Origin of the sequence: Fusibacillus kribbianus (assembly GCF_030053595.1) — a bacterium.
GTDB lineage: Bacteria > Bacillota > Clostridia > Lachnospirales > Lachnospiraceae > Lientehia > Lientehia kribbiana.
The window spans coordinates 240,817-264,443 of record NZ_JASGBQ010000001.1; the positions used below are offsets into that span (position 1 = coordinate 240,817).

Below are 23,627 nucleotides of genomic sequence, written 5' to 3' on the forward strand. Positions count from 1 at the left end.
TTTTTCCCACAGTTCAGCCATTTCTTTCGGTGTTTCCAATAATGGGAAAGAACAGCTTCAATCAAGTTGAAATCCGGTTTCTGGATTGCTTCAATCCATCAATTATCCAGCGTCCTTTTCAAGTGTCTGCTGATTACAGCTCCCTTACTGTCAAAATTCCGATAGAAAAGCGCTCTGCCAACGCCTGCCTCCCCGCAGACCTGGCTGATGGATATATCATTGAATTTCTGACTTTTCCTCCCATTACTGCCGATACAATTATATCGCCGATACAAATGTATTTCCAATATTTTTATTATATTTTTGTTAAGCAGAGATATCAAAGAAAAAAGATTTTCCAAATTGGAAACCATGAAAAAAATGATGCCGATTACCGGAATTGTGCTGCTTGTTTTTATTGTTTTAATTGCCGCACTCCTCATTTTCAATTCAAGGTAATCCGCAAATGCCGCAGGATGCAGAGCTCGCCCTCATCTGCTCAATATATTCCTGCGGTTTTCAGGCAGCCGTTTGCGTAATCAAACCGTATCATTCGCGTTATTTCCCGTCAGAGAGAACCTCTGAGATATTCCGCCGTAATGGTATCCGCCCGCTGGATCATCTCTTCCGGTGTTCCTGTAAAGACCACTTCGCCGCCCGCCGTGCCGCCGTCGGGACCGATGTCAATGATATAATCTGCCTGTTTCATCACATCCAGATTATGCTCGATCACGATCACTGTGTTTCCCCGTTCCACCAAACTGTCCAAAAGCTCCATGATCTTCTTTACATCAGAAGCATGAAGGCCGGTGGTTGGCTCATCCAGCACGTAAATATTCCCCTTCTTGTCCAGATATTTGGCCAGCTTGACTCTCTGACGCTCTCCGCCGGAAAGAGTGGACAGCGGCTGTCCAAGGGAGAGATAGGACAGTCCCACTTCGATCATGGCTTCCAGAGCTTTCCGGATCTTTTTATTATCCTTGAAAAATTCACAGGCCTCCTCGGCGGACATCGCCAGAATATCAACGATATTCCTGCCGCGCAGCTCATAGGAGAGGGCTTCACTGCTGTACCGCCTGCCCTCACAGGCTTCGCAGACCGTCGTCACCGGATCCATAAATACCAGCTCCGTGACGATCTGGCCTCTGCCGCCGCAGACCGGACAGGCACCCTTGCTGTTGAAGGAAAAAAGAGAGGCCGGAACATGATTCTCCGCAGCCATCACTTTCCGGATCTCGTCAAAAAAGCCGAGGAAGGTGGCCGGTGTGGAACGCCCGGTTGCTGTCACCGGAGACTGATCCACCAATACCACCCGGTCGGCATACTGCTTTGCAAATACATCCCGGATGAGAGAGCTTTTTCCGGAGCCTGCCACACCGGTGACTACCGTGAGGATCCCCAGCGGAATATCCACCGATATATGCTTCAGGTTATGGACATCCGCATTTTCTACAGCCAGAAGCTGCTTCGGCTTTCTGGGAACAGCCTTAAGAGGTACCTGCTCCTGCATGGCGTTTCCCGTGCGGGTTCCGGAAAGGAGTAACTCCTCATAGGTTCCCTGAAACAGGATCTCACCGCCGTTTTTACCCGCCAAAGGCCCCACATCAATGACCTCGTCTGCAATGGAGATCACATCCCTGTCATGTTCCACCACCAGCACTGTGTTACCTCTGTCCCTCAGACTCTGAAGAAGCCGCGTCATGCGATGCACATCCCGCGGATGCATTCCTGTACTGGGCTCATCAAAAATGTAAGTAAGTCCGGTGAGCGCACTCCCCATGTAACGCACCAGCTTCAAACGCTGAGCCTCCCCGCCGGAAAGAGTAGATGATTCCCGATTCATGGAAAGATAAGGAAGACCGATTTCGATCATGCGGGTAAGGGAGGCAGTCAGCGTCTCTACGATCGTTTTCGCCCTGGGATCGTCAATGGTATTCAGCACCTTCAAAAGCTCAGTAAATTCCATGGCGCACATCTCATCGATGCTGTACCCGGCTACCCGGCAGGAAAGAGCAGCTTCATTGAGCCTTCTGCCTCTGCAGACAGGACAGGGCTTCTCCTCCACCAGGTACATCAGCCGCTTCACAGACGCCTCCTTAAGCGTTGACGTATCCCGGTTGATCAGCATCCGGTGAAGATAATGGGAAACTCCGTCCATCTTTTTTGACAGGCGTTTACCATTCGGCGTATCGGCGCCATAGAGCAGGCGGTTACGCTCCTTTTCCGTAAAATCCTTCCATTTTTTGTCCAGTGGAAAAAGGCCCGATTCTGCATACTGTTTCCAGTACCAGTTGCCCACATGAAAGGCCGGCAGGTCCGCCATTCCCTCGTTCCAGGTCTTTTCCGGATCGATACGCCCCTCAATATCCACGGTCATTACCTTCCCGATCCCGGAGCATTCCGGGCACATACCGTTGGGATCATTAAAGGAAAAGTATGAGGCTGTTCCGACATAAGGCGTCCCGATCCTGGAATAAAGGAGCCGCAGAGCTGCATACATGTCGCTGATGGTCCCCACTGTAGAACGGGCATTTCCGCCCAGCCGCGACTGATCCACAATGACCGATGCAGACAGATTGTCGATCCGCTCTGCCTTCGGCTTCTGATATTTGGGCAGCCGTCCCCGTATAAAGGCCGTGTAGGTCTCATTCATCTGCCTCTGGCTTTCCGCCGCGATGGTATCGAAGACAATGCTGGATTTTCCGGAGCCGGAAACACCGGTAAAAACCACGATTTTTCCTTTTGGAATATCCAGAGAAACGTTTTTCAGATTGTTCTGGTTCAGACCCCGAAGAATCATAACATCTTTTGCAGGCATAGAAACTCCTTTCTTGTTCGTTTTCTTCTATGATACATTCTCTGCAGAATTTTTCCCGACTTTTTCTGCCCCATTCAGGCAGAAAAGCCCTTGCCGCATCATTATACCCAAAAGGACCGCCGGCAGATAGACAGAAAATTCATAGATATGTGTCAGTTTTATAGGCTGCCGCCGCAGTACACAGTCAGTCCCGAAATGTCAAGGAGTGCTGCTCCTGACTCAAAATCATTCTGATTTCACGTCATTGTGCAACACTCCCAATATTTTTATAAACTGCCGAAGACCTGTCACTTCGTGCCTGCCGTCTCCATATTTTTCGGCAGCACAAGATTCAAAAGAACCGCCACCAGAAACACGACCGCCACACAATTCTCCGCGAAAATATTCCGGATCAGCTGGGGGAAAATATCGAAGATCTCCGGAACCTGGGTAAATCCGATCCCGGTGCTGAGAGAGAGGGCTGCTATGGTAATATTCCGCTGGGAATAGCCGCATTTGCTTATCATCTGCAGACCGCTTACCACAATGGTTCCGAACATCATTATGGTACAGCCTCCCAAAACCGCATCCGGAAGGGTCGCCAGAAGAGCTCCGAAGACGGGGAAGATCCCGGCCAGAATCATAATGACTGCTCCGGTCGCGATGGTAAAGCGGTTCACCACCTTAGTCATTGCCACAAGCCCCACATTCTGGCTGAAGGAGGTAATGGGCAGGCAGCCGAACACCGAGGACAGGGCGCTGATAAAGCCGTCGCATGCCAGCGAGCCGGAAATTTCCCGCTCTGTCGCATCCCGGTTCAGGCCGGAAGTGGCCAGCGCACACGTATCACCGATGGTTTCTGTTGCCGATACCAGAAAGATCAGCACCACCGACAGGATCGCATTGGCATTGAATTCCGGCCTAAAGGGCATGAGAGAAGGAAACGCCACGATCGAGGTTCCCTCCAGACTGGAAAAGTCCACCATTCCCATACAGACTGCCACGAGATAACCGACGATCAGTCCAAACAGAACTGAGAGCTGTTTCCAGTAGGATTTGGCCAGAATGTTGAAAACAATACAGCAAAGCAGCGTGATCGTTCCCAGTATCCAGTTGGAAGCAGAGCCGAAATCGGCGCTTCCGCTCCCGCCGCCGAAGGAAGACGCCCCCACCGAAAGCAGCGAAAACCCGATGGCCGTCACAACGCTGGCCGATACAATGGGGGTAATCAGCCGGATCCAGTATCTGGCGAACAGACCGAGAAGGCCTTCGATGATACCACCCACCAGAACTGCGCCCACAATGGCATTATAGCCATAAACAGGCCCGATATAACAGAACACGGAAACAAAGGTAAAGCTGATCCCCATGACAATGGGAAGGCCGGATCCGATTTTCCACAGCGGAAAAAGCTGGATCAGCGTGCCGATTCCCGCTATGATCATGGCGCTCTGGATCAGCCTGGCGGTCTGTCCCGGATCCAGTCCGCTGGCGCCTGCGATAATAATGATCGGAGCGATGTTGGCTACAAACATTGCGAGAATATGCTGGAGGCCGAAGGGAACTGCCTTTCCCACAGGCACCCGCCCCTCCAGCCGGTAAATATTTTCAATAGCTTCCTGCTTTTTCATAAGATCTTTTCTCCTGCCTGGTTTTCATCCTGCTCCCGGAAGACGATCTCGCCGGTCTGTGCATCCATACTTTCCACAATAGCGAGAGATTCCAGGCGATAGCCGAGATTACGGATCACCCGTCCTCCCTGCTGGAAGCCCTTTTCTACGGCAATGCCGATTCCCTCCAGAGAAGCGCCCGCCTGCTGCACAATGGAGATCAGTCCCTGGAGCGCACAGCCGTTGGCCAGGAAATCATCAATAATCAGCACATGGTCCTCCGGTCCCAGAAATTTCTTTGAGACAATGACCTGGTTCCTGCATTTATGGGTGAAGGATTCCACTTCAGCCGTATACATTTCTCCCTCGATATTGATGCTCTTGGATTTTTTTGCAAAAACCACCGGCACATCAAAGTATTCCGAGGCCACAGCGGCGATCCCGATGCCGGAGGCCTCGATCGTCAGGATTTTATTGATCGGAGCGTCTGCGAACCGCCTTTTCCACTCCTGCCCCATCTGTTTAAAAAGCCGGATATCCATCTGGTGATTCAGGAAGCTGTCCACCTTCAGCACATTTCCTTCCTTAACGATTCCATCCTCCCTGATCCGTTTTTCCAAAAAATTCATCGTTTCTCCCTCCCGGTGTTCTTTTTTATCGCTCATTTAAAACATCAATCACCAGAAGCTTATCATATTACCCTGCCTTTGGCAATCGCTGTATGACTAATTTCCCGTCATTTCCAGAATCAGCGTTCTGTCCCACAGTTTCAGTATTTTTCCGGTTCAGGTATCCATCATGTTTATTGCAAAATACCATTATTACTAATCACATTAGTGCCTGATATTAGTACTTGATTTGAAAGGAAAAACCGTTTATAATAATAAAAAATACTAAAATAAGGGGTGGCACTTATGGACAGAAAAGAACTGGTTTTAAAAACATTTCACAATGAGCCAACAGACAAGCTTCTGGTAGGCTTCTGGCATCATTTCCTCGACGATGAGCTGGTAGACGGTTTACATAATCCGGAATATATCGCTCAGAACCTTGAGGGCGCAAAGAAATTCAAAGAAGAATTTGATCCTGACTTTGTAAAGGTAATGACCGACGGATTATTCTTCATGCCTTTCAACTACGAAGATATGAACTGCGCTTCCGACCTCAGAAATCTGAAGGCTACAGACGAGATGGATCTGTACATGGAGAAGGCCGTAGAATTCGCAAAGGCAACCAGAGAGATCTACGGAAATGACATTTTAATGTTCTACAACGTATTCTCTCCCACCTTCCAGATCAACCACAGAATGAATCAGACCCATCCTGAGCTTACCATGGGCACCCTGGATGCTCCCATCGTAAAGCTGATCAAGGAAGATCCCGAGGCAACTCAGATCGCCCTTGACCTGGTAGCTGATTATACTGAGAAACTGATCGATCTGATCGTCGGCGCAGGCATCATGGACGGCATCTACTTCAGCGTATCCTGCTTCAACCGTGGAATCACTCCCGAAGTATACAACAAGTATGTAGCGCCCGGCGAGAGAAGAATCATTGCAAAAGCAAACTCCTATGCAAAGGATAACCTGCTTCATATCTGCGGATGGAGAGGCAACCTGAACAATCTGTCCATCTACACAGATTATGACTGCAGCGTAATCAACTGGGCAGTTCATGCTGAGGAAGTTCCCGTTGCAGAGGGCAAGAAGCTGTTCCACGACAAGTGCGTAATCGGCGGCTTCGGCAACAACAACACCGACCTGATCTGCACCGGAACCAAGAAAGAGATCCAGGATTACGTAGAGAAGATCGTAGATGAAGCCGGAACAACCGGTATCATCATCGGCGCTGACTGCACAACTCATCTGGATACTCCGGACGAGCATATCCACTGGGTATATGAGAAGGCTGCTGAGATCTCCGAAAGACTGTTAAAGAACAACTAATTGATTTACAAACGAAAAGGCTCTCCGAGGAGGGCCTTTTTTAATGCATCGGAGATGGGAATCGCTTCCCATCTCCTTCTTCTGTTTTCATGAAACCATTGCATTCACTCCATCAGCTCATACTGGAGCATCTCATACTTCAGCCGGCTGCCCACAGCAATTCCTTCCGGCAGCAGTGCTCTTGCCACCAGCTTCAGATCATCGACCTCCATGTCTGTCCTTTTCAGATTTGCATAGTCTCCGTCAATACTCTCCACCACATAAAACCATGTTTCGAACATTCTTCTTCCTCCCGTCACGCAATTAAACTTCCGGCCAAAGACAGATGGCCTCCGACCGCCTGTTTCCGCGCCTTACAATATCCTCTCACCGCTTACAATATAAGTTTTTCCCCGCAGTCCGTAAAATACAGGCTCCCATGAAATTCCCCATTCTCATATAACCGTATCACGATCTCCCGCATACGCCTGTCCAGTCTGTGGTAGACCAGCCTCCGCTCCCAGGGGAGTCCCTGGATATAATCCCGCTTGTCCTCGTCCAGGACCTGAAGACTCTCTTCCAGACGCTCCGGCTCCCTTCTGCTTCGCAGCCCGAAATCGCAGGAAACATATGCCCGTTCATCCCCATGACCGGCACATCGTTCAGCCAGCACAGTGGCCAGACCCCTTGCATCCGGTTCCCGGAACTGCCTCACTCTCCAGCGGACTGTTTCCCTTTCTCCGCTCTCAAGAACGACCCGGCGAAAGCTGCTTCTGCCATATGCATCAATTTCCTTTACAAAATCCGCCTTTTCCTTCTGCCCTCCATTACCGGGCTCTTCCAGAAGCAAAACGCCGGTTTCAACCAGATGCTCCCAGACCGTTTTTCGGATCCTCTCATAGGGGGTGGGAAATTCCAGCTTCTTTGAAATCTGCTTTACCGTATAGCCCAGATCCGCTAGATGACGGATAGCTCCGCCGCTGGCCGCTTCAAACATAAAATTGGACAACGCATTTTTAAAGTATTCCTGCTCTCCCATGACCACGCTCCTTTTTGTCCATTATACTCTTCTCCGGACCAATAGCCAAGAAAAAACAGGATTTTCAGCTTCGATAAACACCGTGGATCAAAAATACCGCAATCACAAAGGTCAGGATATCAGAAACCGGCATGGAATAAAGAACGCCGTTCAATCCAAAAAACACAGGCAGCAGAAGGGCAAAACCCACACCGAATACCACCTCACGGATCATGGAAAGAGCTGTGGACTCCGCCGCCTTTCCCATGGCCTGCAGAAAAATAAAGCATGCCTTGTTCACACAGGCAAGGATCACCATGCATAAATAGGTACGAAATGCTTTTACGGCAAACTCTGTATAATACACGCTTTCGTTGGCGGCGCCAAAGATGGCGATCAGCTGGCGGGGGAAGCATTCCGCCAGAATAAAAGCGATGACACCAACTGTCACTTCGGCGATCAGAAGCTTTGTAAACAGTTCCCGGACTCTGTCTTTTTTGCCTGCGCCCATATTAAAACCAACGATGGGAATACAGCCTGCTGCCATTCCAACCACGATCGAAATGACGATCTGGAAAAATTTCATGACAATTCCTACCACTGCCATCGGAATCTGCGCAAATTCCTCCTGACCGAAAACCGCATCCATGGCTCCGTATTTCCGAAGCATGTTGTTGATCGCTGCCATGGCTGCAACCAGGCTGATCTGGGAGAGAAAACTGGTAATTCCCATGAGCAGAGTCCTGCCGCACACAAAGCGGGACAACCGGTAATCTTCTCTGGCAGGCTTTATGATCTTCATCCGTAACAGGTACCAGACTGCAAGGGCGGCTGTGACGACCTGACCAAGCACTGTGGCCACCGCTGCTCCCATCATTCCCCATCGAAACACAAAAATAAACACCGGATCAAGGATGATATTGAGCACTGCTCCGGCCAGGGTGGAGATCATGGCAAATTTGGGATTTCCATCTGCACGGATAATGGGGTTCATGGCCTGACCGAACATATAGAAAGGGATTCCCAGAGAGATGTAGAAGAAATACTCTTTGGAATGACGGAAGGTCTCCGAGTTTACAGTTCCACCAAACATGGCAATGATCTGTTCCGAGAAAATGAGATAAACCGCAGTCAGCACGATGCTGCCTGCGAGAATCATAACCACCGAATTCCCAACGCTCTTTTTTGCCATCTTCTGTTCTTTTTTTCCGAGGCTGATACTGACAAAGGCGCAGCATCCGTCACCGATCATAACCGCTATGGCCAGAGCAACGACGGTCAGAGGAAATACGACGGTGTTTGCCGCATTGCCGTAGGAGCCAAGGTAACTGGCATTGGCAATAAAAATCTGGTCAACAATATTGTAAAGTGCACCGACCAGAAGAGAAATGATACAGGGAACGGCATATCGTTTCATCAGCGTTCCGATACGCTCCGTTCCCAGAAATTGATTAGAATGTTCCATTGGATTCACCCTTCCTTTCTTTAAGCAAAAAAATAAAACGAGCAGCACAGGCGCAACCGGAATTACGCACAAGTGCTACTCGTTGTAAAAGGATTATATCATACTTTTTTGGAAATTTGCAAAGGGCTTTTTTCACAAATTCAGATTTTTTCAGAGCTGCCGGTGTCTTTCGCCCCTGCTACTGCGTCACATTCTCAAAATCAGAGGCAGAATTGTTCACTGCTTTTTATATAAGATCCGAATGGAGTTCAGCACACAGAGCATTGCCACCCCGGTGTCTGCAAAGACAGCCGCCCACATGGAGGCAAAGCCGCAGAGACCGAGAATCATCACCGCCACCTTGACGATCAGGGCAAACACCACATTCTGCCAGGAGATCCGTCTGGTACTTCTCGCGATCTCGATGGACTGGGGAATCGCTTCCATGCTGGAGGTCATAAACACCACATCAGCCGCCTCAATGGCCGCATCGGCGCCGCTTCCCATGGCTGCTCCCACATCTGCTCCCGCCAAAACAGGAGCATCGTTGATACCGTCCCCTACAAACATCACAGAGCCATACTTTTCCCGAAGCTTTTTAAGCTCAGACAGCTTATCCTCCGGCAAAAGCTTCGCCCGCACTTCATCCAGCCCGATTTCTTCCGCCACAGCCCCGGCGCTTTCCTGGCGGTCTCCGGTCAGCATGGCTGTCGCCACATTCTTCTGCTTTAAGCTTCTGACAGCCGCCTTCGCACCCTGTTTGATGGTGTCAGAGACTGTGATCCTGCCGGTATAAAAACCGTCAACAGCCACATATACCACAGAACCGAAACAGTTTGTTTCCTCATCCTCCAAAAATATGCCGTATTGATCCATCAGCTTTTTGTTTCCGCAGAGGACTTCCCTGCCGTCCACCACCGCATGGATTCCATGGCCGGCAATTTCCTCCAGGCTTTCCGGTTCTGCAAGTACAAGTCCTTCTTTTTCTGCCCTGGCTGTAATACTGGCAGCGATGGGATGTGTCGAGTGTTTTTCACATGCCGCGCAGAGAGCCAGAAGCTGATCCGAGGCATTTTCTGTCCGTCTGTCAAGTTCCATTCCTCCGGTGGCCGGAACAATTTCCTGTACGACAAAATTCCCTTCGGTAATGGTTCCAGTCTTATCCATGACTACAGCCTTTACCGTACTCATGGCTTCGATGGAAAGACCGCCTTTAAACAGAATTCCCTTCCTGGAACCTGCTCCGATCCCGGCAAAAAATGCCAGCGGCACGCTGAGCACCAGTGCGCAGGGACAGCTCATGACCAGGAAGGAGAGCGCCGTATAGATCCAGTAATTCCAGTCTCCTGTCACCAGAGAAGGGATCACAGCTGTCGCAGCCGCAGCAGCCACCACTACAGGCGTGTATATCTTTGCAAACCGGGTAATGAATCGATCCATCTTCGGCTTGCTGGCCGCCGCATTTTCCACAGAATCCAGAATCCTTGTGACCATGGATTCCTCCAGCACTTTTTCTACCCGAACCTTAAGCTGTCCGGAGGTGTTCACACAGCCGGAAATCACCTGAGCCCCGCGCCCCACATGAACCGGCACCGGCTCTCCTGTGATCGGAGATGTATCGATCCTGCTTTCTCCCTCGATGATCACACTGTCCAGCGGGATCCTGTCGCCCGGCCGCACAAGGAGGATATCTCCCACCCGTGCCTCTCCGGCCCCAATGACCCGGATCTCATCACCGACTACCCGACTGACAACCTCCGGCCGCATATCCACGGCCTCCATGATCTGCCTGCGGCTTTTTGCCACAGCCTTCTCCTGGAAAAATTCTCCGATCCGGTAAAAAAGCATAACGCCGACCGCTTCCGGATAATCGCCAATAGCAAATGCTCCCAGTGTGGCAATACTCATGAGAAAGTTCTCATCAAAGACATGCCCCTTTGTCAGATTCCGAAAAGCTGTCCATAAAATTTCAATTCCGAGGATCACATAAGCCAAAAGATAAATGAAAAAAGTTACTCTTGTATCAAAACCCATGTGTTCCAATATCTCTCCTGCCGCAAACAACACTGCCCCGGCAAGAATACAAGCCAGATCCTTCCGCTCCCCGGAAACCTCCTCCTGTTCCCTTCTTCCGTTTTTCTTTCCATTTGCAGCTTCGCCCTGATGGAATGCGGTCTTTTCCGCATCCTTATGAACCACCTTTACATCAGGCTCTATAGATGTACAGATCCTCTCTATCTCAGGGATCAGTCTGTCCACGTCCTCCCCCTGGATCCGCAGCTGCTTTGTCGCATAGGTAATGGTGGCCGACGACACTCCCGGAAGATTTCGGATCTTCTCTTCCATTTTTGCGGCACAATGGGCACAGCCTAAATTTTCCAGTATATAAACCTTCTTTTCACCCGGTCCGGCCGTCTCCGTCCCGTTCCCATGTTCATGATGATCATGTTCGTGAGGATGGTCGTGGCCACAGCCACATTCCTCGTGATCGTGTTCGTGAGAATGGTCGTGGCCGCAGCCGCATTCCCCTTCGTGGTCATGATCGTGTTCGTGAGAATGGTCATGTCCGCAGCAGCACTTATGCTGCTCCAAATACTCTCTATCCTGTTTCATAAACGGTCTCCTCGTCAATTAATATTGAAACTAACACATGAATATCTGTTCATATGTTAATTTAAGCACATTTTATAGAAATTGTCAAGAGTCAGCTATTAAACAAGAAAATCTTAAATATTATTCGCCTGATAGCAGCTTACTATGGAGCAAAAGGCCAAGACTACCGCTGCTATTCCATTTTTCCCGTAAACACAAAAAAGAAACCATCGCTCCGGCAAATCATCTGCTTTCAGAAAATAATCTGCTTGAACAATGGCTCCTTCTTTATTAGATAACTCCCCAAATCATCACGCTTCCGCCTTATCCAGACTGTTTATATACCGGCTGAAGCAGATAAAGGTCACGATCACTGTGATAATGTTGGATACCGGCTCTGCCAGGAAAACACCGATGGCACCCATAAACACCGGAAAAACCAGCACAAGCGGAATCAGCACAAAGATCTTTCTCATCAATCCAAAAATCAGAGAAAGCTTTGCATTTCCCATGGCAATAAACATATGCTGATTCATCATCTGCATGCCCAGTACAAAATTCAGACAGAAAGCGATCCGGATCGAGCTGGAGCAGGTTGCCAGAAGCTCTGCATCGGTGGTGAAAAGTCCGGCCACCTGGCTGGGGAACAGCATAAACGCTGCCCACATGAGCACCGCGCAGGTCAGCGAGCAGACCCGTCCGTAATTGATGGCTTTTCTCATCCGCTTATAATCCTTCGCGCCGAAGCAATACCCCACAATAGGCTGCGCACCCTGGGTGACACCCTGCAGTGGCATGAAGAAGATCTGATACATGCTGTAGACAATGGTCATGCACCCAATGTACATGTCTCCGGTAGCAATGTCCGGGCTCCAATAGCGCAGCAGCAGATTGATCAGAATCTGTACAACACTGTCATTGAACAGGAAAATGAAGGTGGAAACTCCCAGGGCACAGATCTTCTTTGTGTTTTCCCAGGAGACCTTCATATATTTAAGCCGTGTCCGGATGATCATCTTTTTGGAAAACAGAAGAAGATAGAGCACCCACAAAGCCGACACTGACTGAGAAATCACCGTTGCCACAGCTGCACCGGCAATTCCCATATGCAGTGCATAGATAAAGATCGGATCCAGAATCAGGTTCAGGACTGCTCCGATCACCACGGTAACTGTGCCGTAGGTGACAAAGCCCTGGGCATTGAGAAAGGAGTTCATTCCCAGGCTGATCATCACCGGAACCGTTCCCAGCACATAGATCCTCAGATAGGAGGACGCATAGGGAAGTGCCGCCTCGCTTGTTCCAAAAAGCAGCAGGATCGGATCACAGAACACATAAAATACCACCGTCAGAAAAACACCCAGAGCCAGCAGAAGGCTCAGGGAATTGCCCTGCAGATAGGAAGCCGCCTCGTAATCCTGTTCTCCCAGCTTGATCGAAAGCAGCGGACCGCCGCCCCGGCCGATCAGATAGCTGAAAGCCGTAATAATCAGAATAATCGGCAGCGTCAATCCAAGCCCCGTCAGGGCGATGGTGCCGACTCCCTCCATGTGGCCGATGTAAATGCGGTCTACCATGCTGTAAAGCGCATTCACGATCTGTGCCACAGTGGCCGGCACCGCCAGCTTCAGAAGCAGCGGCAGAATCTTCCCCTTGGCCAGCTGCTCCTCCATACTCGCTCCCTTCATGACTTACTGCTCCTTCTTCGCCTTCTCATCCCAGGAATAGGTGGGATTCAGAGTCACGCTTCTTCCGCCGGAAGCCTCGATTGTGGTTCCGGTCATATAGGAAGCGCCCTGGCCGCAGAGGAATACAACAGGAGCCGCAATCTCTTTCGGCTCTGCCAGACGGTTGAGCAGGGTTCCCCTTGCATTGTAATCCAGCTCTTCCTGAGAAATGGTGGCCCTCACTGCAGGGGTCACGGTAAATCCGGGCATTACGCAGCAGACACGGACACCGTATGCTGCATATTCTCCCGCCAGAGTCTGGGTCAGGTTGACGATAGCCGCCTTCATGGGACCATACAGCGTACTTCTTCCTGCTGTAGGACAGCGGGCTGCCAGAGAGCTGATATTGACAATGGCTCCGCCGCCATTCCTCTTCATATAACGGAATGCAGCCTGTGCACCGAAAACGGCAGATTTAAAGGTAACTGCAGTAATCAGATCGATATCGGCATCCTTAAATTCATCTCCGTCCTTAAATACAGTGATTCCCACATTGTTGACCCAGGCGTCAATGGTTCCGAACTTTGCAGCCACATGGTCCGCGAAATCATAGACCTGCTGCTCCTTGCTCACATCCACGACCTCCCAGTAGATCTCGCCGAGAGCACCCAGCTCTTCACTGACCTGCACCAGCTCCGCTTCCTTTCTGGCACAGATGGCAACCCTTGCGCCCTCTTCCAGAAAAGCCTTTGCGATGGCATAACCGATACCCTTGCTGCCCCCGAGCACCACAGCGGTCTTTCCTCTTAATCCTAAATCCATGGTAAAATCCTCCCTCCAAATATAATCTTATACTAATCATATCACGCACAGGAGAAAAAGACAATCTAATATACTGCTCTCTAGCTTCCCAGATAAGCCTTTCTTACCTGAGGATTCCCCAGAAGACCCCCTCAAAAAAGAGGCAGACCCGGAAAGATCTGCCTCTTAAAACTCTTCAATTATTCGTCGCTTCCTTCAGAAACACCTGCCAGCTCTGCCTCATCCGCTGCATCCGTTTCCTCTGCGGAAACCTCTTCAGACTCTGCGGCCGCCTCGTCCACAGGCATCTCCTCAAAGCTCAGCTCCTCGTCCAGTCCCTCGCCAAAATCTTCAGAAAGGACGATCTCATCGTCAGCCTTCATCTCCGTACTGAGACGAACGGAGCGATAACGCTTCATACCTGTTCCTGCGGGAATCAGCTGGCCAATCAGCACATTCTCCTTAAGACCGATCAGCGGATCGACCTTACCGTTGATGGCCGCCTCCGTCAGAACCTTGGTGGTCTCCTGGAAGGAAGCTGCAGACAGGAAGGAATTGGTCGCCAGGGAAGCCTTGGTGATACCGAGAAGGATCTGCTTGCCCTCAGCCGGCTTCTTGTCTTCGGCGATCAGCTTTTCATTCATGTCATCGAAGTCCAGAACCTCCATGGAAGTACCGGGCAGAACATCGCTGTCTCCGCTGTTCTCCACACGGATCTTCTTGAGCATCTGACGGACGATCACCTCTACGTGCTTGTCGTTGATCTCAACACCCTGCAGACGGTAAACTCTCTGAACCTCCTGGATCATATAATCCTGTACAGCACGAACGCCCTTGATCTTCAGGATATCATGAGGATTGATGCTTCCTTCTGTCAGTTCATCACCAGCCTCCAGAACCTGTCCCTCCAGAACCTTGATTCTGGAACCGTAAGGGATCAGATAGGTCTTGGAATTGCCGGTCTCGTTGTCGGTGACAACCACTTCACGCTTCTTCTTTGTATCCTTAATGGTGACTACGCCACCAAACTCCGCAATGATGGCAAGGCCCTTGGGCTTTCTCGCCTCAAAAAGCTCCTCCACACGGGGAAGACCCTGTGTGATATCGTTTCCGGCCACGCCGCCCGTATGGAAGGTTCTCATGGTCAGCTGTGTACCGGGCTCACCGATGGACTGAGCTGCAATGATACCGACAGCCTCACCCACCTGTACCGGCTGTCCGGTAGCCATGTTGGCACCGTAGCACTTCGCGCAGACTCCCAGATGGGACTTGCAGGTGAGAATGGTCCGGATCTTCACAGAATTGCGTCCCAGCTTCTCAAGCACCTTCACCACGGCAGCAGCACGCTTGGGTGTACACATATGATTTTCCTTTACGACCACCTCACCCGTATCCGGATCGGTGATGGTCTCAGCGATATATCTGCCTGTCAGACGCTCCTCCAGGCTTTCAATGACCTCACGGCCATCGGTAAATGCACGGATCTCCATGTAAGGGATCGCCTTGCCTTCGCAGCAGTCCACATCACGGATGATAAGATCCTGAGATACGTCAACCAGACGTCTCGTCAGGTATCCGGAGTCAGCTGTACGCAGAGCAGTATCGGACAGACCCTTTCTGGCACCATGAGCGGAAATGAAGTACTCCAGTACGTCCAGACCCTCACGGAAATTGGATTTGATGGGCAGTTCGATGGTACGTCCTGTTGTATCAGCCATCAGACCACGCATACCGGCCAGCTGTTTGATCTGCTTGTCGGAACCACGGGCACCGGAATCTGCCATCATATAAATATTGTTATATTTATCCAGACCGGAGAGCAGGTCATGAGTCAGGATCTCATCGGTATTCTTCCAGGTCTCGATTACTTCCTTGTAACGCTCCTCCTCGGTGATGAGACCGCGGCGGAAGTTCTTGGCGATCCGATCAACAGTCGCCTGTGCATCGGCAATGAGCTGCTTCTTGGTGGCAGGCACCGTCATATCGGAAATCGATACGGTCATGGCCGCTCTGGTAGAATACTTATAACCCATAGCCTTGATGGCATCCAGAGTCTCGGCAGTCTTAATGGGGCCATGGTTGTTGATGACCTTCTCAAGGATCTGCTTCAGACCCTTCTTGCCCACATGGAAGTCGATCTCCAGCTTTAATTCATTCTCGGGAATCGTCCTGTCCACAAAGCCCAGATCCTGAGGAATGATCTCATTGAACAGGAAGCGGCCCACGGTGGATTCCACAATGCCGGTCTTCACCGTTCCATCCTCCATGACCTTCTTCATGCGGACTTTTACGCGGGAATGAAGGGTAACTGCTTTATTTTCATAAGCGAGGATCGCTTCGTCAACACTCTTGAAGATCATTCCCTCACCCTTGGAGCCGGGACGCTCCTGAGTCAGGTAATAAATACCAAGAACCATATCCTGGGACGGAACTGCCACAGGACCGCCGTCGGAGGGCTTTAACAGGTTGTTGGGAGAGAGCAGCATGAAACGGCACTCTGCCTGAGCCTCCACGGAAAGGGGCAGATGAACAGCCATCTGGTCGCCGTCAAAGTCGGCGTTGAAGGCCGTACATACAAGGGGATGCAGCTTAATAGCCTTACCCTCTACCAGAATCGGCTCAAAGGCCTGAATACCAAGTCTGTGCAGAGTAGGGGCACGGTTCAGCATAACAGGATGCTCTTTGATCACATCCTCCAGAACGTCCCAAACCTCAGGCTGAAGCCGCTCTACCATTTTCTTTGCGCTCTTGATATTGTGAGTGGTGCCGTTGGCAACCAGCTCCTTCATAACAAAGGGCTTAAACAGCTCAATGGCCATCTCCTTGGGAAGACCGCACTGATAAATCTTAAGCTCGGGTCCTACCACGATAACGGAACGGCCGGAATAGTCAACACGCTTTCCAAGCAGGTTCTGGCGGAAACGTCCCTGCTTGCCCTTCAGCATATCGGACAGAGACTTGAGGGGACGGTTTCCGGGGCCGGTCACAGGACGGCCGCGTCTTCCGTTGTCAATGAGGGCGTCTACCGCCTCCTGAAGCATACGTTTCTCATTGCGGACGATAATGTCCGGTGCTCCCAGCTCCAGAAGTCTTGCCAGACGGTTGTTTCTGTTGATGATTCTTCTGTACAGGTCATTCAGGTCGGAGGTGGCAAAACGGCCGCCGTCCAGCTGAACCATGGGTCGAAGATCCGGAGGAATGACCGGGATCACGTCCATGACCATCCATTCCGGCTTATTGCCGGAAGCGCGGAATGCCTCCACGACCTCCAGTCTTTTGATGATTCTGGCACGCTTCTGGCCGCTGGCATCCTTGAGTCCCTTTCTCAGTTCCTCAGAATCCTTCTCCAGATCGATGGCCTTTAAAAGCTCCTGAATGGCCTCCGCTCCCATACCTACGCGGAATGTATTGCCCCATTTGTCGTATGCTTCCCTGTATTCCTTCTCGGAAAGGACCTGCTTATACTGAAGGTCGGTCTCGCCCTTGTCAAGAACGATGTAGGATGCAAAATACAGCACCTTCTCCAGGGTTCTCGGGGACAGATCCAGAATCAGTCCCATACGGCTGGGAATTCCCTTAAAATACCAGATGTGGGATACGGGAGCTGCCAGAGCAATATGTCCCATACGCTCTCTCCGCACACTGGATTTGGTGACCTCTACGCCGCATCGGTCGCAGATGACACCCTTGTATCTGATTTTCTTGTATTTACCGCAGTGACACTCCCAGTCCTTGCTGGGCCCGAAAATACGCTCGCAGAACAGGCCGTCCTTCTCAGGCTTTAAGGTCCGGTAGTTGATGGTCTCAGGCTTTTTTACCTCGCCTCTTGACCACTCCAGAATCTTCTCCGGGGATGCCAGGCCGATTTTGATTGCGTCAAACGAAAGCGGCTGATAAGTTTCATTCGTTGTTTCAGGCATGAGTGGTTCTCCCTTCTATCTATATCCATGTCTCGATATATCTTCAAATTTCCGGTCTTATTCGTCCATGTCGTCCATGAAATCTCCGTCGGGCTCCTCTGCGTAGTCGTCGTCCTCAGGCTCTTCCACGCTTACCAGCTCGCCGTCCTCAAACTCCTGCTTCTGATAGCCCATGGAGCCGTAGGATTCTTCATAATCGTTGAATACCCTGTCGCTGTTGAGCAGCGCATTGATATCCGTATTGCCGTAATCGGTGCTCTCGGTGATTTCCACCTCTTCGCCGTTGTCACGGAGAAGCCGCACGTCAAGACCAAGGGACTGGAGTTCCTTCAGAAGCACCTTAAAGGATTCCGGAACACTGGGCTCAGGGATATTCTCACCCTTGATAATGGCCTCATAAGTCTTCACACGGCCAACCACATCATCAGACTTCACTGTCAGGATCTCCTGCAGCGTGTAAGCCGCGCCATATGCCTCCAGGGCCCAAACCTCCATCTCACCGAAACGCTGGCCGCCGAACTGGGCTTTGCCGCCGAGAGGCTGCTGGGTAACCAGGGAGTAAGGACCGGTAGAGCGCGCATGGATCTTATCGTCTACCAGATGATGCAGCTTCAGGTAATGCATGTGTCCGATGGTAACGGGACTGTCAAAATATTCACCGGTCCGTCCGTCACGGAGCCTTACCTTGCCGTCTCTCCGGATGGGAACGCCCTTCCACAGTTCTCTGTGGTCCTTGTTCTCCTCCAGGAATTCCATCACACCCGGTTTCAGGGCATCTTTATATTTCTCCTTGAATTCGTCCCACTCCATGTTGACATAGTCGTTGGCCAGATCCAGGGTATCCATGATATCATCCTCATCGGCCCCGTCAAATACCGGTGTGGAAACGTTAAAACCAAGTGCCTTTGCAGCCAGGGAGAGATGAATCTCCAGCACCTGACCGATATTCATACGGGAAGGCACGCCCAGAGGGTTAAGCACGATATCCAAGGGACGTCCGTTGGGCAGGAAGGGCATATCTTCCACAGGGAGTACGCGTGAAACAACACCCTTGTTTCCGTGGCGGCCTGCCATCTTATCACCTACAGAAATCTTTCTCTTCTGTGCAATGTAAATGCGGACCGTCTGGTTTACACCCGGAGACAGCTCATCGCCGTTCTCCCTGGTGAAGACCTTTGCATCCACCACAATGCCGTAAGCGCCGTGGGGCACCTTGAGGGAGGTGTCACGAACCTCTCTTGCCTTCTCACCGAAGATGGCGCGAAGCAGCCGCTCCTCAGCTGTCAGCTCGGTCTCACCCTTGGGGGTCACCTTGCCGACCAGGATATCCCCGGCACGAACCTCGGCACCGATGCGGATAATTCCGCGCTCATCCAGATCCTTCAGTGCATCCTCACCGACACCGGGCACATCCCTTGTGATCTCCTCCGGTCCCAGCTTCGTATCTCTGGCCTCCGCCTCATATTCTTCGATATGAACGGAAGTGTAAACATCATCCTGTACAAGACGCTCGCTCAGAAGAACGGCATCCTCGTAGTTGTAGCCCTCCCAGGTCATAAAACCGATCAAAGGGTTTTTACCCAGTGCGATCTCACCGTTTTTGGTGGAAGGACCGTCAGCGATCACCTCGCCGGCCTCCACATGGTCACCCTTAAATACGATGGGCTTCTGGTTATAGCAGTTGCTCTGGTTGCTTCTGGCAAACTTGGTCAGATGATAAACATCCCGGCCTCCTGCTTCATTGCGGACCACGATCTCATTGGAAGCGGAGCGCTCAACCACACCGGCATTCTTTGCGAGAACACACACACCGGAATCTACGGCAGCCTTTCCTTCCATGCCGGTTCCCACCACAGGAGCCTCGGTGGAAATAAGAGGAACTGCCTGTCTCTGCATGTTGGAGCCCATCAGAGCACGGTTTGCATCGTCATTCTCCAGGAAGGGGATCATGGCGGTAGCCACAGAGAACACCATCTTGGGGGAGACATCCATCAGATCTACTTTTCTCTTTTCAAACTCGGAAGTCTCTTCGCGGAAACGTCCGGAAACATTATTTCTCACAAAATGGCCTTCTGCGTCGAGGGCTTCGTTTGCCTGGGCAACGATGTAATTGTCCTCTTCATCGGCAGTCAGGTAAACCACCTCATCGGTAACCACAGGATTCTTGGGATCCGTGGTTTTATCCACAACCCGGTAAGGAGCCTCCACAAAGCCGTACTGATTCACTCTTGCATAGGTGGCCAGGGAGTTGATCAGACCGATGTTGGGACCTTCCGGTGTCTCAATGGGGCACATTCTTCCGTAATGGGAATAATGTACGTCTCGAACCTCAAAGCCTGCTCTCTCTCTGGACAGACCGCCGGGGCCCAGTGCGGAAAGACGGCGCTTGTGGGTCAGCTCAGCCAGTGGATTGTTCTGATCCATGAACTGAGAAAGCTGGGAACTTCCGAAGAACTCCTTCACTGCAGCCGTCACCGGCTTGATGTTGATCAGGGACTGAGGAGTGATACCCTCAATGTCCTGAGTTGTCATGCGTTCACGCACCACTCTCTCCATTCTGGAAAGGCCAATGCGATACTGATTCTGAAGGAGCTCACCTACGGCACGGATACGGCGATTGCCCAGATGGTCGATATCGTCATCATTACCGACGCCTTCCTCCAGATGCATATTATAATTGATGGAAGCAATGATATCTTCCTTTGTAATGTGCTTGGGAACCAGGTCATGCACATGCTTGTGAATGGCCTCCTTCAGATCCTCCTCGGAAGCATCGGCATATTCTTCCAGAATAGGCTTGAGCACCGGGTAGAATACTGCTTCTGTAATCCCTGCTTCCGCAGGATCAAAATTCACATATCTGGCAAGATCCACCATCAGGTTGGAAAGGACCTTCACCTTTCTGGTATCGCCCTCCAGGAACACATAGGGAACTGCGGCATCCTGGATCTCCACGGCCAGCGCCTTGGAAACCTTGGTGCCTGCTTCCGCCAGAATCTCACCGGTCTCCTGGTTCACCACATCCTCCGCCAGGATATGGCCTGCGATCCTGTTTTTAAAATGAAGCTTTTTGTTGAATTTATAACGGCCCACTTTCGCCAGATCATATCTTCTGGGGTCAAAGAACATGCTATTCAGCAGGCTTTCTGCGCTGTCCACGGAAAGCGGCTCGCCGGGACGGATCTTCTTATAAAGCTCCAGAAGGCCGTCCTCATAATTATCAGAGGTATCCTTCAGAATACTTGCCTCGATCTTGGGCTCATCACCGAAAAGCTCGCGGATCTCCGCATTGGTACCGATACCCAGGGCACGGATCAATACGGTGACAGGTACCTTTCTCGTCCTGTCCACGCGGGCAAAAAATACATCGTTGGAGTCTGTCTCATACTCCAGCCATGCGCCTCGGTTGGGGATGACCGTACAGGAATAAAGGGTCTTACCCACCTTATCATGAGCAATCCCGTAATAAATACCAGGGGAACGTACCAGCTGGCTTACGATAACACGCTCTGCACCGTTTATCACGAAGGAGCCCGTATCAGTCATAAGCGGCAGATCGCCCATGAAAATCTCATGCTCGCTGATCTCATCTGTTTCCTTATTCATCAGACGTACACGAACCTTCAACGGAGCCGCATAGGTCGCGTCACGTTCCTTACATTCTTCAATGGTATATTTGATGTCGTCCTTACATAAGGTAAAATCGACAAACTCCAGGCTCAAGTGTCCGCCGAAGTCCGCGATGGGAGAGATATCCTCAAAAACTTCCTTCAGGCCTTCATTGAGAAACCACTGATAGGAATCCTTCTGAATCTCAATCAGATTCGGCATCTCAAGAACTTCCTTCTGCCTTGAGTAGCTCATCCTTATGCCTTTACCGGCTTGCACCGGGCGTATTCTGCAATTTTCCATTGACGTTTCACCCCTGTTTTCTTTATAATCAACTACTGGTAATCCTATTGTCAAACAGGTCTCAGGGCACATGAGACCACAATAGTGCACATTCCATCTTATCATCTCAAAGTCAAGCTGTCAATTCATTTTTTTCTTATAATTGCCATTTTTTACATGTTTTATTCGTTTTCCCCGCCTAATCTGCTTGCAACTTGTCCTGAATGATGGTATAATGCAAGGTGCGCGAAAAAATTTCAGGAGGTACCCTCTATGGCTTTGTGGTTAAAAATTGTAATCATCGTTCTGGTGATTCTTGTTGCCGCTCTGGTCGCTCTTTACATCCTGGGAACGAAAATGCAGAAGAAGCAGGCGCAGCAGCAGTCCATGATGGAAGCCATGGCCCAGACCGTGTCCATGCTCGTCATCGACAAGAAGCGTCTGAAGTTAAAGGATGCCGGATTCCCGAAGATGGTATATGACCAGACCCCCAAATATCTGCGAAGGGCCAAGGTTCCCGTCGTCAAAGCAAAGGTCGGCCCCAAGATCATGACCCTCATGTGTGATGAAAAAGTCTTTGCCGTCCTTCCCGTCAAGCAGGAGGCCAAGGTAGTTGTCAGCGGTATTTACATCACGGCAGTGAAAAGCGTCCGCGGCTCCATTGTGGCTCCGCCGGCCAAGAAGAAAAAACTGTTTGGCCGTTCCAAAAAGGATAACAAGGATAAGGCTGCAAAGAGCAGCAAAAAATAAGTTCGATTTGTCTGCAGGACCGTATTGTTTTTGTAAAGAGCGATACGGTCTTTTTTTACAGAAAAGAGACTGCCGAAGCCGTCTGTTTCCGTCGTAGCAGTCTCTTTTCCAATCTCTTTTATTCTTCTTCCTTAAGCGCCTGATTCATCAAAAGACAGGTCTTCGTGTGAGGACATGTCCCGTAGGCACAGTCTGCCTGGGTAAGGCAGAGCTTTCCGTCCTTTCTTTCAAACTCGCAGAATACAGTGCGCGTTTCATTGAGTGTCTTGCAAAAACCGCTGTACGCTTCCTCTTTATAATCGTCCTGCATGGCAAGGCTCCTTTCCTGTAATTGCTGGATACATCGTATCACATTTTCCGTCTGTCTTCCACCCCCCTTTTCCAACTTCCCGAAGTTGACTTTTTTCTCCAATGCTGATAGCATAAAAAACAGAATACAAACAGAAAGGACAGCTTCTATGGAATACGGCCTGATCGGAGAAAAGCTGGGGCACAGCTACTCCAAACTCATACACGAAAAACTGGCAGATTATGTTTACGACCTCTGCCCTATTTCCCGGGAAGAATTTCCGGTTTTTATGAAAAACAAATCCTTTAAGGCTATCAATGTGACGATCCCCTATAAAAAAGAGGTCATTCCCTATCTGGATGAAATGGATGAAAACGCAGCCTCCATCGGTGCAGTCAATACTATTGTCAATAAAAACGGCCGTCTTATCGGGCATAATACCGATTTTTCCGGCTTTGAATACATGGTTCGTTCCAATCATATTGAAATCAGTGAAAAAAAAGCTCTGGTACTTGGAACCGGCGGAGCCTCCGCAGCCATTCTGGCCGTACTGAACAAACTGGGGGCTTCCTCCATCGTTTCCGTCAGTCGTACCGGCAAGGGCGGAGCCGTTACGTATGAGGAGTGCATTGCCTGCCATACCGACGCAGAGGTCATTGTCAACACCACCCCGGTCGGCATGTATCCGGCAGTGGATGCCTCTCCTCTTGATCTGACCCCCTTCACCTCCTGCCGGTCCGTACTGGATGTCATTTATAACCCCGGCGAAACAAAACTCACTGCTCAGGCCAAAGCCCTCGGTATGAAGGGCATTACAGGCCTTTCCATGCTGGTAGCTCAGGCAAAATATGCCTGTGAATTTTTCCTGGAAACTACCATTGATGACGCTGTCATCGATAAAATTACAGAGGAGATTGCCTCCTCCATGTACCGTTAAATAAGGA

At 50.6% G+C, this 23,627-nt stretch carries 16 protein-coding genes; 4 read left to right on the top strand and 12 right to left on the bottom strand.

What is annotated here, in order from left to right:
- The first annotated feature begins 41 nt into the window (after positions 1 to 41).
- Positions 42 to 518, top strand: coding sequence for a hypothetical protein (locus tag QJ036_RS01210; RefSeq protein ID WP_283229599.1), 477 nt, complete (start codon positions 42 to 44; stop codon positions 516 to 518).
- Between the two features lie 29 nt (positions 519 to 547).
- On the opposite strand, the gene QJ036_RS01215 is transcribed toward QJ036_RS01210, so the two are convergent.
- From QJ036_RS01215 to QJ036_RS01225, 3 genes are all read right to left on the bottom strand, one after another.
- Positions 548 to 2,797, bottom strand: a complete 2,250-nt coding sequence (locus QJ036_RS01215; RefSeq protein ID WP_283229600.1) for an excinuclease ABC subunit UvrA — start codon at positions 2,795 to 2,797, stop codon at positions 548 to 550.
- A gap of 287 nt (positions 2,798 to 3,084) precedes the next feature.
- On the bottom strand, positions 3,085 to 4,407 hold the full coding sequence (locus QJ036_RS01220) for a uracil-xanthine permease family protein (protein WP_283229601.1): 1,323 nt from the start codon (positions 4,405 to 4,407) through the stop codon (positions 3,085 to 3,087).
- The gene (locus QJ036_RS01225; protein WP_283229602.1) at positions 4,404 to 5,015 is read right to left on the bottom strand and encodes a xanthine phosphoribosyltransferase; all 612 of its coding nucleotides are present in this window, start codon (positions 5,013 to 5,015) and stop codon (positions 4,404 to 4,406) included. Before QJ036_RS01225 ends, QJ036_RS01220 begins: the two co-directional genes overlap by 4 nt.
- Before the next feature lie 285 nt (positions 5,016 to 5,300).
- Here QJ036_RS01225 and QJ036_RS01230 point away from each other — a divergent pair, with 285 nt between their 5' ends.
- The gene (locus QJ036_RS01230; protein ID WP_283229603.1) at positions 5,301 to 6,332 is read left to right on the top strand and encodes a uroporphyrinogen decarboxylase family protein; all 1,032 of its coding nucleotides are present in this window, start codon (positions 5,301 to 5,303) and stop codon (positions 6,330 to 6,332) included.
- A gap of 104 nt (positions 6,333 to 6,436) precedes the next feature.
- Here the strand turns inward: QJ036_RS01230 and QJ036_RS01235 are convergent, their stop codons facing one another.
- The 8 genes from QJ036_RS01235 to rpoB form a co-directional block, all read right to left on the bottom strand.
- Positions 6,437 to 6,613 carry a chorismate--pyruvate lyase gene (locus QJ036_RS01235; protein WP_283229604.1) on the bottom strand — a complete coding sequence of 59 codons (177 nt, stop codon included), beginning with the start codon at positions 6,611 to 6,613 and terminating at the stop codon, positions 6,437 to 6,439.
- A gap of 92 nt (positions 6,614 to 6,705) precedes the next feature.
- Positions 6,706 to 7,350 carry a hypothetical protein gene (locus QJ036_RS01240; protein ID WP_283229605.1) on the bottom strand — a complete coding sequence of 215 codons (645 nt, stop codon included), beginning with the start codon at positions 7,348 to 7,350 and terminating at the stop codon, positions 6,706 to 6,708.
- A 64-nt stretch (positions 7,351 to 7,414) separates the two neighbouring features.
- A complete protein-coding gene (locus QJ036_RS01245) occupies positions 7,415 to 8,794 on the bottom strand; it encodes an MATE family efflux transporter (protein ID WP_283229606.1) in 1,380 nt (459 codons plus the stop codon).
- 216 nt (positions 8,795 to 9,010) lie between these two features.
- Entirely contained in the window at positions 9,011 to 11,386 is a 2,376-nt protein-coding gene (locus QJ036_RS01250; protein ID WP_283229607.1) for a heavy metal translocating P-type ATPase, read from the bottom strand.
- A 290-nt stretch (positions 11,387 to 11,676) separates the two neighbouring features.
- Positions 11,677 to 13,053: an MATE family efflux transporter gene (locus QJ036_RS01255; protein ID WP_283229608.1), complete on the bottom strand. Its 1,377-nt coding sequence runs from the start codon at positions 13,051 to 13,053 to the stop codon at positions 11,677 to 11,679.
- A 3-nt stretch (positions 13,054 to 13,056) separates the two neighbouring features.
- Entirely contained in the window at positions 13,057 to 13,854 is a 798-nt protein-coding gene (locus QJ036_RS01260) for an SDR family NAD(P)-dependent oxidoreductase (RefSeq protein ID WP_283229609.1), read from the bottom strand.
- Positions 13,855 to 14,033: 179 nt separating this feature from the next.
- Positions 14,034 to 17,753, bottom strand: a complete 3,720-nt coding sequence (rpoC, locus tag QJ036_RS01265) for a DNA-directed RNA polymerase subunit beta' (RefSeq protein ID WP_283229610.1) — start codon at positions 17,751 to 17,753, stop codon at positions 14,034 to 14,036.
- A 57-nt stretch (positions 17,754 to 17,810) separates the two neighbouring features.
- Positions 17,811 to 21,665 carry a DNA-directed RNA polymerase subunit beta gene (rpoB, locus tag QJ036_RS01270; RefSeq protein ID WP_283229611.1) on the bottom strand — a complete coding sequence of 1,285 codons (3,855 nt, stop codon included), beginning with the start codon at positions 21,663 to 21,665 and terminating at the stop codon, positions 17,811 to 17,813.
- 252 nt (positions 21,666 to 21,917) lie between these two features.
- Here rpoB and QJ036_RS01275 point away from each other — a divergent pair, with 252 nt between their 5' ends.
- Positions 21,918 to 22,394, top strand: coding sequence for a hypothetical protein (locus tag QJ036_RS01275; protein WP_283229612.1), 477 nt, complete (start codon positions 21,918 to 21,920; stop codon positions 22,392 to 22,394).
- 118 nt (positions 22,395 to 22,512) lie between these two features.
- Here QJ036_RS01275 and QJ036_RS01280 read toward each other — a convergent pair whose 3' ends face one another.
- A complete protein-coding gene (locus QJ036_RS01280; RefSeq protein WP_283229613.1) occupies positions 22,513 to 22,704 on the bottom strand; it encodes a ubiquinone biosynthesis protein UbiE in 192 nt (63 codons plus the stop codon).
- A 148-nt stretch (positions 22,705 to 22,852) separates the two neighbouring features.
- Here QJ036_RS01280 and QJ036_RS01285 point away from each other — a divergent pair, with 148 nt between their 5' ends.
- Positions 22,853 to 23,620 (top strand): shikimate dehydrogenase family protein, encoded by a 768-nt coding sequence (locus QJ036_RS01285; protein WP_283229614.1) that lies wholly within the window; start codon positions 22,853 to 22,855, stop codon positions 23,618 to 23,620.
- Positions 23,621 to 23,627: the final 7 nt, after the last annotated feature.

Excerpts from the sequence above, each read along its gene's own strand:
- QJ036_RS01210 (WP_283229599.1), top strand. The coding sequence starts at position 42 with ATGGGAAAGAACAGCTTCAATCAAGTTGAAATCCGGTTTCTGGATTGC.
- QJ036_RS01215 (WP_283229600.1), bottom strand. The coding sequence starts at position 2,797 with ATGCCTGCAAAAGATGTTATGATTCTTCGGGGTCTGAACCAGAACAAT.
- QJ036_RS01220 (WP_283229601.1), bottom strand. The coding sequence starts at position 4,407 with ATGAAAAAGCAGGAAGCTATTGAAAATATTTACCGGCTGGAGGGGCGG.
- QJ036_RS01225 (WP_283229602.1), bottom strand. The coding sequence starts at position 5,015 with ATGAATTTTTTGGAAAAACGGATCAGGGAGGATGGAATCGTTAAGGAA.
- QJ036_RS01230 (WP_283229603.1), top strand. The coding sequence starts at position 5,301 with ATGGACAGAAAAGAACTGGTTTTAAAAACATTTCACAATGAGCCAACA.
- QJ036_RS01235 (WP_283229604.1), bottom strand. The coding sequence starts at position 6,613 with ATGTTCGAAACATGGTTTTATGTGGTGGAGAGTATTGACGGAGACTAT.
- QJ036_RS01240 (WP_283229605.1), bottom strand. The coding sequence starts at position 7,350 with ATGGGAGAGCAGGAATACTTTAAAAATGCGTTGTCCAATTTTATGTTT.
- QJ036_RS01245 (WP_283229606.1), bottom strand. The coding sequence starts at position 8,794 with ATGGAACATTCTAATCAATTTCTGGGAACGGAGCGTATCGGAACGCTG.
- QJ036_RS01250 (WP_283229607.1), bottom strand. The coding sequence starts at position 11,386 with ATGAAACAGGATAGAGAGTATTTGGAGCAGCATAAGTGCTGCTGCGGA.
- QJ036_RS01255 (WP_283229608.1), bottom strand. The coding sequence starts at position 13,053 with ATGAAGGGAGCGAGTATGGAGGAGCAGCTGGCCAAGGGGAAGATTCTG.
- QJ036_RS01260 (WP_283229609.1), bottom strand. The coding sequence starts at position 13,854 with ATGGATTTAGGATTAAGAGGAAAGACCGCTGTGGTGCTCGGGGGCAGC.
- rpoC (WP_283229610.1), bottom strand. The coding sequence starts at position 17,753 with ATGCCTGAAACAACGAATGAAACTTATCAGCCGCTTTCGTTTGACGCA.
- rpoB (WP_283229611.1), bottom strand. The coding sequence starts at position 21,665 with ATGGAAAATTGCAGAATACGCCCGGTGCAAGCCGGTAAAGGCATAAGG.
- QJ036_RS01275 (WP_283229612.1), top strand. The coding sequence starts at position 21,918 with ATGGCTTTGTGGTTAAAAATTGTAATCATCGTTCTGGTGATTCTTGTT.
- QJ036_RS01280 (WP_283229613.1), bottom strand. The coding sequence starts at position 22,704 with ATGCAGGACGATTATAAAGAGGAAGCGTACAGCGGTTTTTGCAAGACA.
- QJ036_RS01285 (WP_283229614.1), top strand. The coding sequence starts at position 22,853 with ATGGAATACGGCCTGATCGGAGAAAAGCTGGGGCACAGCTACTCCAAA.